Source organism: Xanthocytophaga agilis, assembly GCF_030068605.1.
GTDB classification, from domain to species: Bacteria; Bacteroidota; Bacteroidia; order Cytophagales; family 172606-1; genus Xanthocytophaga; species Xanthocytophaga agilis.
In genome coordinates, this window is record NZ_JASJOU010000009.1 from 274,199 (window position 1) to 292,248 (window position 18,050).

The 18,050-nt window shown below is 36.7% G+C and carries 15 protein-coding genes; 9 read left to right on the forward strand and 6 right to left on the reverse strand.

Features of this window, described 5'->3' with window-relative positions; genetic code table 11:
- Positions 1 to 424: 424 nt before the first annotated feature.
- Complete coding sequence (locus tag QNI22_RS24265) at positions 425 to 1,855, reverse strand: DUF6427 family protein (RefSeq protein ID WP_314514465.1); 1,431 nt, start codon at positions 1,853 to 1,855, stop codon at positions 425 to 427.
- Positions 1,856 to 2,076: 221 nt separating this feature from the next.
- Here QNI22_RS24265 and rbfA point away from each other — a divergent pair, with 221 nt between their 5' ends.
- From rbfA to QNI22_RS24305, 8 genes are all read left to right on the forward strand, one after another.
- A complete protein-coding gene (gene rbfA, locus QNI22_RS24270; RefSeq protein WP_314514466.1) occupies positions 2,077 to 2,457 on the forward strand; it encodes a 30S ribosome-binding factor RbfA in 381 nt (126 codons plus the stop codon).
- A gap of 41 nt (positions 2,458 to 2,498) precedes the next feature.
- Complete coding sequence (locus QNI22_RS24275) at positions 2,499 to 3,722, forward strand: ABC transporter permease (RefSeq protein WP_314514467.1); 1,224 nt, start codon at positions 2,499 to 2,501, stop codon at positions 3,720 to 3,722.
- 141 nt (positions 3,723 to 3,863) lie between these two features.
- On the forward strand, positions 3,864 to 4,679 hold the full coding sequence (gene panB, locus QNI22_RS24280; protein ID WP_313986402.1) for a 3-methyl-2-oxobutanoate hydroxymethyltransferase: 816 nt from the start codon (positions 3,864 to 3,866) through the stop codon (positions 4,677 to 4,679).
- A gap of 239 nt (positions 4,680 to 4,918) precedes the next feature.
- Positions 4,919 to 5,833, forward strand: coding sequence for a sugar phosphate isomerase/epimerase family protein (locus tag QNI22_RS24285; RefSeq protein ID WP_314514470.1), 915 nt, complete (start codon positions 4,919 to 4,921; stop codon positions 5,831 to 5,833).
- A 454-nt stretch (positions 5,834 to 6,287) separates the two neighbouring features.
- Positions 6,288 to 6,749, forward strand: coding sequence for an Lrp/AsnC family transcriptional regulator (locus tag QNI22_RS24290; RefSeq protein WP_313986399.1), 462 nt, complete (start codon positions 6,288 to 6,290; stop codon positions 6,747 to 6,749).
- A gap of 167 nt (positions 6,750 to 6,916) precedes the next feature.
- The gene (sufB, locus tag QNI22_RS24295) at positions 6,917 to 8,362 is read left to right on the forward strand and encodes a Fe-S cluster assembly protein SufB (RefSeq protein WP_314514471.1); all 1,446 of its coding nucleotides are present in this window, start codon (positions 6,917 to 6,919) and stop codon (positions 8,360 to 8,362) included.
- Positions 8,363 to 8,453: 91 nt separating this feature from the next.
- A complete protein-coding gene (locus tag QNI22_RS24300; RefSeq protein WP_314514474.1) occupies positions 8,454 to 8,723 on the forward strand; it encodes a TraR/DksA C4-type zinc finger protein in 270 nt (89 codons plus the stop codon).
- Between the two features lie 191 nt (positions 8,724 to 8,914).
- On the forward strand, positions 8,915 to 9,109 hold the full coding sequence (locus QNI22_RS24305; protein WP_314514475.1) for a hypothetical protein: 195 nt from the start codon (positions 8,915 to 8,917) through the stop codon (positions 9,107 to 9,109).
- A gap of 366 nt (positions 9,110 to 9,475) precedes the next feature.
- Here QNI22_RS24305 and QNI22_RS24310 read toward each other — a convergent pair whose 3' ends face one another.
- From QNI22_RS24310 to QNI22_RS24330, 5 genes are all read right to left on the reverse strand, one after another.
- Positions 9,476 to 11,461, reverse strand: a complete 1,986-nt coding sequence (locus QNI22_RS24310) for a T9SS type B sorting domain-containing protein (RefSeq protein WP_314514478.1) — start codon at positions 11,459 to 11,461, stop codon at positions 9,476 to 9,478.
- 93 nt (positions 11,462 to 11,554) lie between these two features.
- The gene (gene hisS, locus QNI22_RS24315; RefSeq protein WP_314514481.1) at positions 11,555 to 12,949 is read right to left on the reverse strand and encodes a histidine--tRNA ligase; all 1,395 of its coding nucleotides are present in this window, start codon (positions 12,947 to 12,949) and stop codon (positions 11,555 to 11,557) included.
- Positions 12,950 to 13,026: 77 nt separating this feature from the next.
- Positions 13,027 to 13,527, reverse strand: a complete 501-nt coding sequence (gene ispF / locus QNI22_RS24320; RefSeq protein ID WP_314514484.1) for a 2-C-methyl-D-erythritol 2,4-cyclodiphosphate synthase — start codon at positions 13,525 to 13,527, stop codon at positions 13,027 to 13,029.
- 164 nt (positions 13,528 to 13,691) lie between these two features.
- Positions 13,692 to 14,363, reverse strand: a complete 672-nt coding sequence (locus QNI22_RS24325; RefSeq protein ID WP_314514488.1) for a hypothetical protein — start codon at positions 14,361 to 14,363, stop codon at positions 13,692 to 13,694.
- 53 nt (positions 14,364 to 14,416) lie between these two features.
- On the reverse strand, positions 14,417 to 15,034 hold the full coding sequence (locus QNI22_RS24330) for a DUF4136 domain-containing protein (protein ID WP_314514491.1): 618 nt from the start codon (positions 15,032 to 15,034) through the stop codon (positions 14,417 to 14,419).
- Between the two features lie 336 nt (positions 15,035 to 15,370).
- Here QNI22_RS24330 and QNI22_RS24335 point away from each other — a divergent pair, with 336 nt between their 5' ends.
- On the forward strand, positions 15,371 to 17,995 hold the full coding sequence (locus QNI22_RS24335) for a CAP domain-containing protein (protein ID WP_314514494.1): 2,625 nt from the start codon (positions 15,371 to 15,373) through the stop codon (positions 17,993 to 17,995).
- The last annotated feature ends 55 nt before the right edge of the window (positions 17,996 to 18,050 follow it).

The window sequence follows — 18,050 nt, forward strand, 5'->3', positions numbered from 1 at the left end:
GCTAATGAAAGTATACTGAATTTGTAATATTAGTAGAGCCAAAGATGAAAATTAAGAAGTTAATTCCATACATTTAGAATTCTTAATTTCATCTATTTTTGAACACATTAAGTACAAAAATAATTGATCCATTACACAAAACCTTTTTTTGACATAAATTATATTTAATATTTATTTAATACAAATATTTTTCAGCATTTCTACTCATTATTGAATAATAGTAATATATATATTAACTAAAATGTGAAAGAGACACTTAAAAAAGTACAGATAAAGTAGCAGGATGGTTAGATAATTTCTATTGGTAAAACCAGAATGTGTAGTTGCCTAAACCATTATATATAGTTTAGGAGTTTATTTTAGGTACCCGACTACGACCAGCATCTATCTCTGCTATGTATATTTATTGTTTCTATTTAGCAGATCAATGTACTGCTGCTTTGACAGGACTCTTCCGAAAATAGACATTCGGGTCTGTTCCTTTGGAATATTCTTTTCCCAAAGCAGGTAACCTTTTAAATAATGTAGGAACTATATTGTGTTTATCTACAATAACTTCTGGAGGATCCTGAAGAAAGTTATTATACACATCTATTATAGTAGTATAACTATCCAGATTTTCAAAATGTCTTCGAGCCAGACGCCAGGTAAGATAGGGAGTAGCAGGAATATTATCTTTATACTCATCTAAACCTTGTCCGATTACCAATAAGCGCTTCTGACGAAAATTATAATGTTCCGGATTTTTTTTGACGATAAGAGCAGTGTCATTCCAAAGTGTAGCAGATAAGGGAAAATAAAATTTGCCTACATTATTAAATCCTATGTATAGAAGCATTAACCAAAATACCAACTCCCCCAACCATGCCTTTCTGACCATAGAGAAATAGTAAGTCCCAAAAAAAGCAACAGGTGGTACAAAAACCAGAAAGATGTATGGCGCAAAATCATCTGCAAAGAAAAGTGACACTCCAGCCGCCAACAACCACATGAACATAGCCTGTTGACAACGAATCTGATAATTGATAAAACGTGTATTTCCTCCTATTAACTGACTAGCAGCCAACACTAATAATATGCCTAATGGTTGCAGGATAATAAGAAAAGTTTTGAAATCGGTATAAATGACACTATATCGTTGCCAAAACACTGCGATCCAGTTAAAATAAATAGCATCATATTCATTTACCAAATAAAAAGATAGTAAAAGAATAGCAATAGGTAATGTAAAACCAAATGCCAACAATAGAAATTTACGAAGTCGAACAGCAGATAACAGTAGAAGTGCAACAAAAGCAAAAATAATAAACCAACCAAAAGGTATATAGAAAAGTGTTGCCATACTCAGATAAAACCCGATACCAAACACTTCATCATCTACATCATCTCTATCAAGCTGTGTAAATAAAGCATTGAGACCGATCAGCAAAAAGGTAAGTCCTAACAAGACAGGCGACAATGTATAGAAATCGTAAAACAAAGTACCACACAGACAATACAATAGTGCAGGCAGATGGGTACGGTCATTATACAATTCATGTCGTTGTAAGAACATACTGAAATAAGCTGACTGGATCATAACCAGAAACATAGCAATAATATGATAGGCAAGCTGAGACCGACCAAATAGTATGTCAATTAATGCATATACACCTGCAGACAAAGGACTGAGACTATCCCAGGTTTCCGTGTAGATCATAAATCCCCGATGCAACCGCTCCCCTATTAGCAGCCAGTTTAATTCAGGCTGTATCATTGGTAATCCATGTATAAGCAAGGGTAGTCTTATAACTACCAGAAAAAACCAGGCTACAAAAACAGAGCTAAACCCACCTGTAAGTAAAAAACGAAGCATATCTATAATATAATGTATTCACACCCTACCTATATATACAAGGTGTAATGAACACAGGAAAAATTCTTTAGTAAAAGATAATCGCAAAATTAAGAAGAGAATCACAATAAGATAGTTTTCCTAATTGCTATTTAACGGCAAAATCCATATTTATTGCAACTATTCAATAAATATGACTATTAAAACCGTCAATCCTTAACAGATTCATTATCTTTGCGACTATGGATAGTAAAAGACAACAGAAATTTTCCCGTTTAATCCAAAAGGAATTGGGAGAAATTTTTCAACGAGACAGTAAAAGTCTGTTTGGAAATGTATGGATTACCGTTACTCAGGTACGTGTAAGTCCTGACTTAAGTGTAGCAAAAGTATACCTTAGCTTTTTGATGACTGATAATAAAGAGCAAAGTCTGGCGGATGTTAACGAGAAAAACAAAGCGATTCGCCAAACTTTAGCAGCCAAGATACGTCATCAGGTTCGTATTATTCCTGAATTGATTTTTTATCTGGATGACACAGCTGAATATGCAGCCAAAATGGATGCGTTGATTTCAGGTCTTAATATTCCGGCAGCATCTAAAGATAAAGACGAGGAGGAATAATATTTTTTGTTTAAGGTCCACTATGCATCTCAATGGCTGAAATGAACTTATCCTATTTTATTGCGCGGCGTTATTTTCTATCCAAAAAGAAAACCAATTTCATCAACATCATATCCATTATCTCAATGATCGGAGTTGGAGTTGGCACAATGGCACTGGTAATTGTTCTGTCAGTATTCAATGGATTAGAGGACCTGTTTCGTAGTCTGCATGGCACATTTGACTCTGAAATTAATATCAAGCCAGCCTATGGCAAATCATTTACTGTTACACCACAGCTATTAGCAAAGATTCGGGCAGTAGAAGGAGTAGGTTTTATTGCAGAAATCATTGAAGATAATGTATTTCTATCCTATAGAAAGGGACATATGCCTGCACGAATGCGTGGGGTACCAGATCAGTTTATCCGGCAAAATGGGCTTGACCAAGCGATTATTGCAGGCAACGCCAGATTAAAATATAATGACAAATCTTATGCAATTGTAGGCAGTGGTGTACAATATATTCTGTCCATTGCACTTAAAGATGAAATGAATCCCATCCAGATATGGTATCCTGATAATTCGCGCAAAACCATAAATGTCAGTTCGCCAGAATCTATTCGCAAAAGTTCTATCCGTGCAGGTGGAGTTTTTGCACTGGAACAACGTTATGATAAAGATTATATATTTGTTCCACTCTCATTTGCAGCAGACTTACTGCAAATGGGAAACAAACGAAACTCTCTGGAAATCAGCCTTAAAGATGGAGAAGATGTAGATCAGATCAAAGCTCAGATCAAAAAGGTTCTGGGGGCAAACTATCTTGTACAAGACAGAGATGAGCAACATGCAAGTTTACTACAAGCTATTCGTATTGAAAAGCTATTTGTCTATATCACATTCTCTGTTATTCTGGCAGTAGCATCTTTTAATATATTCTTCTCTCTCACGATGCTTGCTATAGATAAACGAAAGGATGTAGCAGTACTATCAGCGATGGGAGCCGCGCCTCATTTTATCAGAAGAGTTTTTATGACAGAAGGAGCTATTATTGCTACAGTTGGTACACTGGCAGGACTGGGATCAGGTTTTCTGATATGCCTTGCACAACAAATGTTTGGGATCTTTAAGATGGGTATGGAAAGCGCAATTGTGGATGCTTATCCAGTAAAGATGCAATTGCCAGACTTTGTAGCAACAGGTATTACAATTGCTCTTATTACATTTGTTGCTTCATACTTCCCCGCAGTGAAAGCAGCTAAAGACATCGATATTCGTCTATAAGACAATCGTTTACTTATTATTGTGTATTAAAATCACAGGTATTACAGACTGAGTATTCAAAAAGATTCTATTTTTATGCTCTCAAACAGAGTATTTCTGTTTCAAAAACAGAATATAAACCAAGCGTAAAACAAGAATACAATGTCTACACATAGTGAGATCAAACGTATTACCACCCATATATTGCAGGAAATGAAGCTGCGGGGTGAGAAAATATCCATGCTGACAGCCTATGACTTTTCGATGGCACGTCTCGTAGATGGCGCAGGAATGGATATCATACTGGTTGGAGATTCTGCTTCCAATGTAATGGCAGGTCATGAAACAACCCTCCCAATCACACTTGATCAGATGATTTATCATGCCTCGTCTGTAGTACGTGCAGTCAGGCGGGCATTAGTAGTCGTAGATTTACCTTTTGGTTCCTATCAGGGTAATTCGTCAGAAGCACTCCGGTCTGCGATTCGGATTATGAAAGAATCGGGTGCCCATGCAGTAAAAATGGAAGGTGGCAGTGAAATAAAGGAATCTATCACTCGTGTATTAAGTGCAGGAGTACCTGTTATGGGACACTTAGGACTTACTCCTCAATCGATTTATAAGTTTGGAACCTATGCTGTCAGAGCCAGGGAGGAAGCAGAAGCACAAAAATTAATGGCAGATGCACAACTACTGGAAGACATTGGTTGTTTTGGAGTTGTATTGGAAAAAATCCCAGCAACTTTAGGCAAACAAGTAGCCGAATCTGTCAGAATACCAGTTATAGGTATTGGGGCAGGTCCTCATGTAGATGGACAGGTACTTGTATTGCATGATATGCTTGGAATTAACAAAGAGTTTAGTCCCAAGTTCCTTCGCCGTTATGCAGATCTATATACTTCTATTACGGATGCTGTGTCTCATTATGTGAGAGATATTAAGAATCGTGAATTTCCTAATGAGAAGGAAGGGTATTAAATTTCTACTGCTTTTCAATAAAATATAGTAAGACAAAGATATCTATCTGTCAATACGAGCCTGATTTGTAAAAGCTAATGATACTTTTTACAAATCAGGCTTTTATGTATAACTACTCTATAAATCTGTCCATACACTTCATTTACTCTTAAAAAATAGGACTACAATATGTATAAACTGGATAAAAATAATAGATTTGAATATATAATCTATTGTTCTATTCATTCAACTTTATACCTATGAATTCATATTCCTCTCGCCGTAACTTTATAAAAAAAGGTTCGTTTCTTCTAGCTGGAACTGCTGTTTCAAGACAGCTTTTTTTACAAAAAGAAAAGTTCCATATCCCTTTACAGCTGTACTCAGTGCGGGATGAAATGAAAAAAGATCCACTTGGCACTCTAAAACAATTGGCATCTATAGGTTATAAGGAGGTAGAACCAGCTGCTTACCTAGAACAATCCGTATATCAAAATCGAAAGATATATGGGTATTCATCCAAAGAGTTGCGTAAGATTCTCGATGATTTGGGATTAACTCAACCCAGCAGTCATGTTGTATTTCGATTAACAGATTGGCAAGTAACTAAAAAGGATGTGTCAGATGAATGGAAGGGAGTAATGGAAGACGCGAACATCTTAGGTCAGAAATATCTTATAAGCCCCTGGTTTGCCTATGACAAGACAAAATTAGATGAATGTCGCAAAGGATTTGATGTATATAATAAAGTAGGCGAAATCTGTTCCAAAGCAGGATTACGATTTGGTTTTCATAACCATCATGATGAATTTGAGCAAAAATTCAATAATGAATATTTGTATGATATCATGTTGAAAGAACTGAATCTAAAATATGTATGTCAGCAACTTGATATCTGTAATATGGCCGAAGCAAATGTAGATCCTATGCGTTGGTTAAAGATGTTTCCTAAACATTTTGAATTATTGCATGTAAAAGATCTGGACAAAACAAAAAATGAAAGTACTCTGCTAGGTGATGGTCGCCTGAGAATGAAAGAGATATTAGACTTTGCCAAAAAGAATACAGCTGTAAAATATTGGGTAATAGAGCAGGAGTCGTATGGCGATAAAACCCCTATGGAATCTGTTAAGATAGATCTGGAAAGGCTCAAACAAAACTATAATTTTGTTTAAAAAACAAATCCCCCAGATGCCAACATCAGGGGGATTTTTGTTGAGGCAATAAAAAACACCAGTCCTACTGAAACTGGCGTTTAATACTTCATCAACAAACTAAAAACCAATTGCTTATGTTTAGAAAGCTAGCTGTAGGAGAAGGGGTCGAACCTCCACGAGGTAGTTAGCGACAGAGCAAAGTTTGGTGGTCAATCCCAGTCATCCTAATTTTGACATCAGGACGGCTTTACCCTGCGTTTATCCCAGATTCCTCACCCCCGAGACAGGAGGGCACGGCTGCCAATTTCGTCACCCTACAGTATAAATCCACTGCCTTCTTGTGCTTTGGACAATACAAAAGTAATACACGCTCCAATTCTTTGCAAATTTAGCACCATTTTTCCTAAAAAAATATATTTTTATTAATTTAACATCCACTTTATTAACAAAATAGCAATTCAATTACTTTTTTATGCCCCAAAATTCAGAAATTGACAATATAGATCTTAAGATCTTATCTCTTCTTATGCAAGATGCTACTATGCCCTACACAGAAATAGGCGAAAAAGTTTTTGTTTCAGGAAGTACTGTTCATGTGCGAATGCGTAAGCTGGAACAAATGGGAGTAGTAAAAGGCTCACAACTTATTGTTGATTATGCCAAACTTGGCTGGGACATAAATGCCTTCCTTGGCATCTATCTTGAAAAGAGCTCCAATTATGTTGCTGCTGCTCAGGAACTAGAGAAAATACCAGAAATATTAAGCATTCATTATACAACTGGTATCTATAGCCTCTTTGCGCGTATTATTTGTAGAGACACGCAGCATCTTCGTGAAGTACTTAGTGATAAAATTCAAAAAGTACCTGGTATTCAACGTACAGAAACTTTTATATCCTTGGAAGAACGGTTTAGCAGACCCATTACATTTTAATTTTTATACTTTGTGCCATTTACTATATCTTCACAAATACAGACACTTACAAAACAGATTACAGTATTTATGCCTACTTTTATAAAATAATTAAAGACAGCAGAACTCCTGAAACTATTTTTCAGCTATATTTGTAATAGGATTAGATTCAGTCTAAATAGCTAACCATGAGCAAAGACACACAATTATTAGAGGATATTACCCAATCTGAATATAAGTACGGATTTGAGACACAGATTGAAACGGAGTCAGCTCCCAAAGGTCTTAGTGAAGATATTGTCCGTTTTATTTCAGAAAAGAAGAATGAACCTGCGTGGATGTTGGAATGGCGTCTGAAAGCGTATCGTCAATGGTTGGAGATGAAATCCCCTGAATGGGCCAATATCAGTTTTCCTCCTATTAATTACCAGGATGTAATTTATTATTCTGCGCCTAAGCAAAAAGCGAAACCCAAAAGTCTGGATGAAATAGATCCTGAGTTAAGAGCGACTTTTGAAAAGCTTGGTATTTCTCTGAATGAACAAAAAAGAATTACAGGGGTAGCCGTAGATGCAGTTATTGATAGCGTTTCAATTGCAACAACTTATAAAAAAACACTTAGTGAACTAGGTATTATTTTCTGCTCTATGAGTGAAGCGATTCAGGAGCATCCTGAATTAGTAAAGAAATACCTGGGCTCAGTTGTACCTGTACAAGACAATTATTTCTCTGCTTTAAATTCAGCAGTCTTTAGTGATGGCTCGTTTGTTTTTATTCCAAAAGGGGTTCGTTGTCCAATGGAATTATCAACATACTTTCGAATCAATGCAAAAGAAACAGGTCAATTTGAACGTACACTGATTGTTGCAGAAGAAGGCAGTTATGTAAGCTACCTGGAAGGTTGTACGGCTCCTATGCGTGATGAGAATCAGTTACATGCAGCTGTTGTTGAAATTGTAGCCTTAGAAAAAGCAGAAGTAAAATACTCTACTGTGCAAAACTGGTATCCCGGAAATAAGGAAGGTGTTGGAGGAATCTACAACTTCGTTACTAAACGAGGTATCTGTTTAGGAAACAACTCTAAAATCTCCTGGACTCAGGTAGAAACGGGTTCTGCTATCACCTGGAAATATCCGTCTGTTATCCTTAAAGGTGATAATTCAGTAGGCGAATTCTACTCTGTAGCAGTAACCAACAATTACCAGCAGGCTGATACAGGAACCAAAATGATCCATATTGGTAAAAATACCAAAAGTCGTATCATATCTAAAGGTATTTCTGCAGGAAAAAGCCAAAACTCGTATCGCGGTCTGGTAGAAGTGCATCGCCGTGCTGAAAATGCCCGTAACTTTACACAATGTGATTCTTTACTTATGGGTGACAAATGTGGTGCACATACATTCCCTTATATTGAAGTAAAAAATCCAACTGCCCGTGTTGAGCATGAAGCTACTACTTCCAAAATTGGTGAAGATCAGATCTTCTATTGTAATCAGCGTGGCATAGATACAGAGGCTGCTGTGGCACTTATTGTTAATGGGTACGCCAAAGAGGTATTGAATCAGTTGCCAATGGAATTTGCGGTTGAAGCACAAAAACTTTTGGCAATTAGCTTAGAAGGCAGTGTAGGTTAGTACATTCTTATTAGAAAAATATATTTAAACCTCAGGACAAATCGTTTTGAGGTTTTCTTTTTTGCATACCTAGTTATTTGTTCTTAAAATTATGAACTGTATTCATTGTGGTAATGAAATTCCAGAAGCAAGGCAGAAGGCACTTCCCAATACCAAGACTTGTATAAACTGCTCCACAACTAACCGGGTATATGGTTTTGCTATTATTTCAGGTAAAACAACCTATTCTGAGATCCAAATAGTCACAGAGGAAACTGCCCAGAATTTATATACACAACAAGATAGGAAAGGAAGTGTGGCAACAGGAGTACAATTTAAAACTCAGCCACCTTCGAAACTAAGCAACTTTGACTTTGAATAATATGGACTTCTTATTGAGCAACGTTTAAGAACAACAAATAAATTGCATTAAATCTATTATAAACTGTATTATTTATTACAAAGCTGATTTTTGTAATAAAATATATTTTTTTTTAGATGGCTTGGGTTACCTTCTTTAGTTCGTGGTATTAAACTGCGGATTTTAACTTTAAACCTAACCGTTTTTCCAAAATGAAAAATTTATTTGCAATCGCTGCTATCGTATTAGGAACAGTTGTATTCTCAGCTTGTGGAGGTAAAACTGACACAACAGAATCTTCTGATACTACTGCTACTACTACTGAAGCTACTGTAGATACTGCTACAACTACAGATACAGCTGCTACTACTGTAGATACTGCAGCTCATGATACTACTGCACACTAATCTTCTTATCCAGAAGATAGAAAGCGTTACCAGAAATGGTAGCGCTTTTTTATTGCACAGAAATCTAACAAATTAACGAAAGTAGATAACAAATTTCCAGAACTACATTTATCTGATTATAAAACACAATTATTCTATATACACTTTCAATAAATCAATAGATAGGTTCGTTGTAAGGGGGATGATAGAATATCTTTTTCTTCACTACTTAAACAAACTAACAGTATGTCAAAAGATAAATCGCCTACCAAAGAAAAAAAGAAAGAGCCTGCGAAAACATTGAAGGAAAAACGCGCAGCCAAACAGGAAAAGAAAAATAGTAAAAGAGATTAAGCTATTATAGACATTTTTTGTCTACTAACTTAATTAATTAACAATTAATACAGCGCCCTGCTTTGTAACAGAACGCCCTATCTGGTCAACAAGTTGAATGGAATAGGAGTAGGTTCCCATCACAATAGCAGAGCGCTTATTTTTACCATCCCATCCACTATTCTTATCATCAGAGGCATATACAACTTCTCCCCATCGGTTATAAATAAGAATCTTCCAGGATTGTACAAATAAGCTGTGAATCTTAAAAATATCATTGACACCATCGAAATTTGGCGTAAACGCTGTAGGAGCAAAAATTTGAGCAGTCTGCAGTACTTCTACAATATTTGATTCACTTGTCCGCCCTTCACCAATAGCACGCACTCTAAATCGTATTAGCTGGTTTATTGTATCATGAGGAAAGGTTAGATCATTACCACTCACTGTTTGCTGCTCTATCACAACATTGCTGGCATTTAGTTTCTCAACTTCATATGCTTGTACTCCTTCTGGCCATTCACTGTATGCACTCCAGGTCAACGCATATCCTTCATTGGCAGAATTAGTAACTTCCGTTACTTTCAATTGAATAGGACATGCACTAACTGAAATATCAGACATATTGCCACACTTGTCCATATATCCAACTCTATAACAATATTTGACAATATCCATACGTCTAACCACCTCCTCGTAGCTGTTTGTAGAAATCCGGGCTGCAGGAGAGAAATTTATCCCATCCTCTGATCGATAAATGATATATTCTGCTGGTACATACAAACCTGTGGGGGAATCCCAGGTTACTCTAACTTTGTTATCAACAATAGTACCTGTAATGTTTTGTACTGCGGCAGGTACAGAGTTAGAAATTGCCTTTATACATTGGCTATTAGATAAAGCTTTAGCTCCACTAGTAAGAGTTACAATCAATTGATAGCAATTTGTATCTCCGCAGATAATAGCCAGATCTGTATAGTTTCTTGTTGTTTGTGCACTATTATCCTGTACTATCTGCTCGTCTCTCAGCAAAGTACTTGTAGCAACAGCTCCAGTTGAATAAGTTGTCCAGGATATTTGATTTTGATTATTTGAGGCAATAGCATTAAGCAAAATACTACTTATCTCTTCTGAAATAAGATTATTACCACAGGCATCTGTTCTCACAACCCGATAAACAGCAGGCTGAGGGTCATTTAGTACCTGACCTACTACTCCTGTTACAGAACTGGTCTGTGAGGCAACCTGTGTATAGGTACCATTATTTTCATTCCGTTTTTCAATTTGATAAGTAACACCTGCCTCTCCTCTGAATTGTAATAAAGCAGAATTACTGTTATTTGTTGTCAGACTTACCAATTCGGGTACTGCAAGAGAGGATTCAGGTATCACAATTTTTGATTCATTACCCCCACAATTAATATCAGTATAACGTCCGGAAACCTTAACCGTCCTCAAAGTATTTCCTGTATAGGTATGCCTATAAGTTCCTGCTCCAGAAACAGTTTGTATATTCCCATCTCCCCATTCAATCACATATGAATCATAGATATACGCTTTACTACCAACCACATAAGAAGAATCTCTAATCTGCACAGCAATGCCAAATCCTGAACACTGTTGTATACTGAAAAGTGGCTTTGGTGTTGGATACACTTCTACGAAAATTGGAGTCTTGGTAGAATCAAGGCTTCCATTAAACTGTCCATATAGATAAATTCCATATATCCCAGGTTTGCTATATGTATGTGTTCTATTTCTAATAGCATAACGTTCTCCAGAAATTGTATCCCCATAATTATATCTATCAGGCGGATTGGGAGGGGGTTCGTAGTTTCCGCAAGAGGGATCTGCAGTTATAGTTAATGGTACACATCCCTTAGTGGCACTTATTGTAAAACAAGGTTGCTGTGCATATATATTAGAACCTGCTACGCTTAAGAATACTGTAAGAGAAATTATATACAGATGGTTTTTAACAAAACCTTTTCTAGTAGTAAAATCCAGTATTACTCTGTAGACTTTCTCAATTAGTTGCATTCCAAATTAACAAGATAAAAGAGTACTCTCTTGGATGGTGAAGAGAGTACTATAAGCATTTTATAGTAAGTTATATCCTTTACAACGAATATTTTATTGTTCTGTGTATAAGATAACTTCAATAATTTCTTCTACAGATAGTGACTTTTGCTCACCAGTCGTCATATTTTTTAATGCCAGCCTCCCTGTTGCCATTTCATTTGAACCTATAATTACTACAAAAGGTACCTTTTTACGGTCAGCATAGTCCAGTTGCTTTTTCATTTTGGCTATATCAGGATATATTTCAGCATTGATACCTGCTTCCCGAACTTTAGCCAATACGGGTAAAGCATATGTAAAAGCTTCCTTATCAAAACAAGTGATCAATAATCTGGTTGAGATAGTATCTTTGGAAGGAAACAATGACAGTTCTTCCATAACATCATAGATACGATCTACTCCGAAAGAAATTCCAACACCCGACAAACCAGGTACACCAAATGCACCTGTTAGATTATCATAGCGTCCTCCACCGCAAATACTTCCTATCTGTACCCCTCCAGCCTTCACTTCGAAAATAGCACCTGTATAATACGATAACCCTCTGGCCAGTGTTACATCAAACTCCAGATGTGTATCTGTTAGTCCAAAAGCTGTTACTAACTGTATAACTTCACTCAATTCCTGAAGTCCCTTCTGCCCTGTTTCACTTCCCTGAAATAAGTCTGCCAATAAGGCTACTTGAACATCGAAGTTGCCTTTCATGGCAAAGAAAGGCTGTAACTTCTGAATACTTTCTGAGGAAAATCCACGTTCTAGTAATTCAGCTTCTACCTTTTCTTTTCCAATTTTATCTAACTTATCAATAGCGACAGCCAAATCTCCCTCTTTTCCTGTAGCGCCTACTGATTCAGCAATACCAGTAAGAATTTTCCGGTTATTGATTTTAATCGTGAAGTCTTTGATTCCTAAGTTAGTTAAAGCCTGATTCAGCATTAATACAATCTCCGCTTCACAAAGCAATGAAGTTGTACCAACCACATCAGCATCACACTGATAGAATTCCCGATAACGCCCTTTCTGAGGCCTATCTCCTCTCCATACAGGCTGAATCTGGTATCTTTTAAATGGCAATGCAATATCATTGCGATTCATTACTACATATCGGGCAAAAGGCACAGTCAAATCATAACGAAGCCCTCTTTCTGTAATCAGGTTTGAGGTATAAGACTGCTCTAGCACTTTATCAAATGCTGCTTTTATAGCAACTTTCTCATGATCTTTTTTCTTATCTAAAGCAGAATTCAATATCTTAAATAGTAGTTGATCACCTTCATCGCCATACTTTCCCATCAATACAGACAGATTCTCCATAGTAGGAGTTTCTAACGGTTGAAAGCCAAAACGTTGAAAAACAGACTTGATGGTATCAAAAATAAAGGTACGCTTTGCCATCTGAACAGGCCCAAAATCACGCGTTCCCTGAGGTATACTTGGTTGAGACATAATTCTTCTAATTTTCTTATTAAAAATAACCCCGTACAAGTACGGGGTCTGAAGCTATAATCTGTTTTACGATGTGCTTACATTCCACCGAAATTATCTGTCACTTTATACAGAAGGCATACAGCAAAAACAGCTATTCCTTCTTTACGTCCTACAAAGCTTACTCCTTCTGATGTAGTTGCCTTTATAGAAAGATCTTCCTCTCTGATCGCCATGGTTTCACACAAGGCTTTTTTCATAGCAGGTACATGAGGATTTACTTTTGGTGCTTCCAGTATTACTGTCACATCTATATTGTTTACCTCATATCCTTCCTCCCGAATCATCTCCATTACAATCTTTAGAAACTCAAGACTATTACGTCCTTTGTTTGCAGGATCTTTATCCGAAAAATGGTAGCCAATGTCACGTAAACTCAGTGCACCCAACAATGCATCACATATGGCATGTGTAAGGGCATCACCATCAGAGTGACTTTTTAGACCATGGGTATGAGGTATTTGCACACCACCCAATACCAGAGGAATACCCTCAACGAGTATATGGACATCGTATCCTTGTCCGATTCGCAGTTTCAAGACAGTTATTGTTAAATGGAAAAATCGGTTGCAAATTAGAAGGAATTACTCAAAAAATAAAACAGAGAAGTAGCAAAGCACTAACCAGAGTGCTCTATTCAAGAAAAAGTCTGACCACTTTTTACAGTAGTCAGACTTTTTTACTCTTCTCAATAGCTCTTATATTACCACCATCGATAAAAGATACCAACCCAGCCACCTGCTACACTAGCATTGGAAACTTCATTATATGAAAACGGTATGTGTTGATAGTTTAATTGAAGATCTAGTCCAAAATGGCTTTCTCGACCAAATAATACTCTTGTTCCAATAGCTGCTTGTGCAGCAAAGTTAAATTTACCCTGGCTATCGCCTTCCAAACTTCCCAGATAATAGGTATAATCTGCATAAGCAATTCCTAAGCCAGCCTGCACGTAAGGTCGCACAATAGCAGTCACATCAGCAAAATAATACTTACCAGTGGCTTGCAGAGACTGAATGCTGAACGTTTTGGTTTGAACAGCAGAGATTTGGGCTCCGGATGTTGTTTCATAAACCTGTCGGGGTAGTCGCTTCTGAAAATAGTTGCTTGTGTATTGAGCCCCAAAAGCAAAACTTTTGTTTAATACCCACTCTCCGGCAAGTGAATAATTCCGTGTTCCCATATCATCAATGTAATCACTTAAACCACTTTGAGGTTTAAACAATCCATATCGGAAAGTGACCTGATAGGTAGTATATCTTTGGTAAGGAGAACTTTGAGGTGCTTCACGAGGCACTACAGGTGCCTGAGCAAAACCAGCAACAGATAGAAGGAATGTACAAACAATCCCTATCCATAATTTACTATTTTTCATATGTATATGGTTGCTAAAAATAAAAAGAAAATAATTAAAGGAATCTCCCTACCCTACTCTTTCTTCAAATACGGAGATTGAGCAAATATAGCGTCAATCATACCATTAGGGTTTGTCCCCAAACCATCACCCCGGACTTGCGCAGCCCAGATTACTTTAACTTTATTTCCATTACGGGCCGCATTCTTTAGATCCAACAGCTCAATATACCAGTAACTATCACTTACCTGATAATACGAATAATAAGAAGGATAATAATACCCGCCACCGTACCCCCAATATCCAGAACCATAATAGTAAGGATTCACTGTAACGCCTGTCTGTACTTGCTGCACATACATCACATTAATTCCCAACTCAGGAGTGTCAACCCTCTCTACCTCTGTGTATCCACGATCTTGCATAGTGGCTCTGATCCTACTTAGAAAGGCTAGATCAAAATTATCAGCAGATAAGCCATATCTATCATTATAAATCACTTCTACCGAATCAGGAATACTAAAAGTCCGATAATTACTGAAGTTGACAGTATCATCATAGTTAGTAATAAAAACTTTTGAATCTTCTGCACTCAGATCATTCAATGGATTTGGAGAGCAGCCTACAAGGCCCAGCCAGCAAATCCCTGCCAACAAACAATAGCTAAAAATAGAAACTAACGAAGATCTCATAATTCTCTTACGTTTTAGGATATAGGTAAAAATTAAAAAATTCAATCTTATATAGATAACGATAAAATACCAAAGGTTTGTTTACAACTGGTGTAATATGTCTATTAAACGCAAGCACGGCTATATCTGTATATAAATTAGTAAGAATATAATTACTCAGATTTACCATTACAACTAAATATATTTCGATCCATCATGTAATTATATGCATCTATCAACCTTCCAATGGACATTTACCAATGTCTGTTAAAATCCTATGCCTATACATTAGATAGATAGGAAAGCCAAAAGTAAAACAAGAGATGAATTATTTTTCGTAACTTTTCTAATAAAACTTTGATAGAAGTCATATATATGCTTTCCCTCAACTATTATTTTACAATTACCTTTCTTCTTTATTTTCTACTTTCCCATATACCTACAAAGGCACAGACAGCTTTCGATCATATTCACCGTTCCTCTATTAATGTAAAATACCTGGAATTTCTGGTCAAGACTCAAGTTGACAGTGTTCGCAGAACCAAAGGACTTTCTCCGTTAGTATCTGATAGCATTGCTTATCTGGCAGCTCAGGACCAAGGGGAGTATTTAAAAAATAAACCTTCTATTAGTCATTATCAAAGCTCTGCAAACAAAAAAACACCACAAGACCGGGTCAATTTTTATGGTGCCAGCAATTACCTTACAGGAGAAAATGTTCTTTCCTATCCTCTGGAAAATACATATATTGAGACAGCACGCAAAATGGTAAAAGGATGGGTAAATTCTCCAGGACATTACAAAAACATTATCACTCCGGATTATCAGATTACAGGTGTAGCTATTGTGCCTCACCAAAAAAATGGAAATCTAATAGCTGTTCAGGTATTTGCTAAGGTACTATTCAAATATACATTTGAAACCAGTATATCTTTGTTCCCGTATGATACGATAAGAGCACATACAGAAAAACCAACTCAGAATAAGTATGACCTTACAAACAAAAAAGAAAAGCTACCCTGGAAATTAAAGCCTATCAAAAATGAGATCACTCAATCCAGTGAACTAGTCAAATCTGTGTTTAAAGAACAGCTTGACCTGCGTCCTGATTATAGATCAAACGATATCTTGCTCTACTCATCTACTCCTGAACTATTCAAAAAATTATTAAAACATCGTAAAGATGGAATAGTAGTAGAACTTATAGATTATGAACCTTATCATTGTGGAAACCCTACCTATTACACAGCTCAGAGCAGACGAAACCGCAATTCTTCTATCTCGGGACAAATACTCAAGCCTTTATATAGAAAAGCGCTTCTTAGTGATCTGAAAGCACAAAAGCGTTCATTTAAAAAAGAACAACATAAGAAATTAAAACCATTACGCTTTCAATTCTCGGCAGCAGCCCGGCAAAAGAAAAAGTTTATTCGGACAACCCGTTGGCATCCAGATGAAACAACCGTCAAAATTGGCGATTGGTCTCAGGCGGACTCAGGGATGTATTTAGCTGTCAATTTTCTGCTTATTCATAAGAAACGTATTCTCACACCCATCCACTTTTCTAATGCATGTGGGGATTTCTCATTTACAGATACAGTAAATATTGAAACAAATTTTTCAACTCCTCATTTCAATACTTTTAAACCTGAAGAAAAACATTTTGACTTTCAGGTTCCCTTTATCCGCAATAATACACTCCCTGACTCTCTAAAGATGATAGCGATTCGGGACACTCTTCTTAATTATCAAATTGATAGCATACAAATCACAGCATTTGCTTCTATAGAAGGACTGAACGAGCTAAATGAAAAGCTTTATCACACCCGTGGAGAGAATATTCTTGCATATATAAAACAGTACACCAATCAGAAAACCCATATTCAAATCAAGACAGGTGAAAACTGGCCTTTATTCTATACACAGTTACGAGGTACTGACTTTGAATTCTGGAAAACATGTACCCGAATAGACATTAAACAGGAATTACAAAAGCCTGCAGTTCTAACTATTTGGGAAAAGAATCTCAATGAACAGCGCAATGCGCATGTATATGTGAAAGCCCACGTATTGGTACGGGATACACTTGTTTATCTTCAGAACTATCAGAAGAGGGAAGATTTCAGAGAAGCCGCTAACATACAAAATTATTACTACCAACTATGGCAACAACATCGCCTACCTTCAGACTCATTGTTGTGGGCAGTAAATTATCCTAATCGAAAAGAGTATAGCAATCTGATTGCCAACGCTCTTGCTTTTGAATACCTGACTCAAGATGGTAACAGACGTATGGAGCCACAAAACAGGGCCAGACAATGGAAGATTGTAAAGGCTAGTCTGTCAATGAAAGGAATCACTCCAGAGCTGCGCTACTATGCAATTTGTTTTATGTTAAATAATACAGACTACATAATGGGTCTAGGCTATGGAGGTGAAAAAATTCTGAGACAAATCAGACAACTATCTACCAATCCAGCTTACAAAGCAAGGACGCAAAAGTTAATAGCCTTATATTATATTCATATGATTCCTGAGTATGCTCGCAGGGGCCAAAGAAAGCAAGTAACAGAAGGTGCAAAGATTATCTATAGGTATTACCAAAATAAACCCGAAATTATAAATAGTCGGGATAAGTCTCTTACTCTTGCCAATTTCTTCATACACATCATGCAAGAAGAATATGCAGTGAATATTCTTATGGATTATTTGAGCCAAACAGGCTTTGATGGATTAATATACTCTCAATTTCTAAAAATAGCCTTTGTGCATCCAGACTATCAGGTTAACAGAGCCTATACTCAATTATTGATTGAGGCAAAGAAGAAATTAACTCAGGTACAGTGGTGCGATTTATTTGTTGGAGAATGTCGTATCAATTTTCAGATTTTTGATGATGAAGAACTCAGAAACCTGTATTGTGAATCATGTGCCGAATTAGGCAATGAAGCAACCCGAAAAACCAGCTCCCGTACCAAATAAAATCCAGTGATAGTTATCAGATCAGCTCAAATAGGCTTTTAGACTTTATAACTTC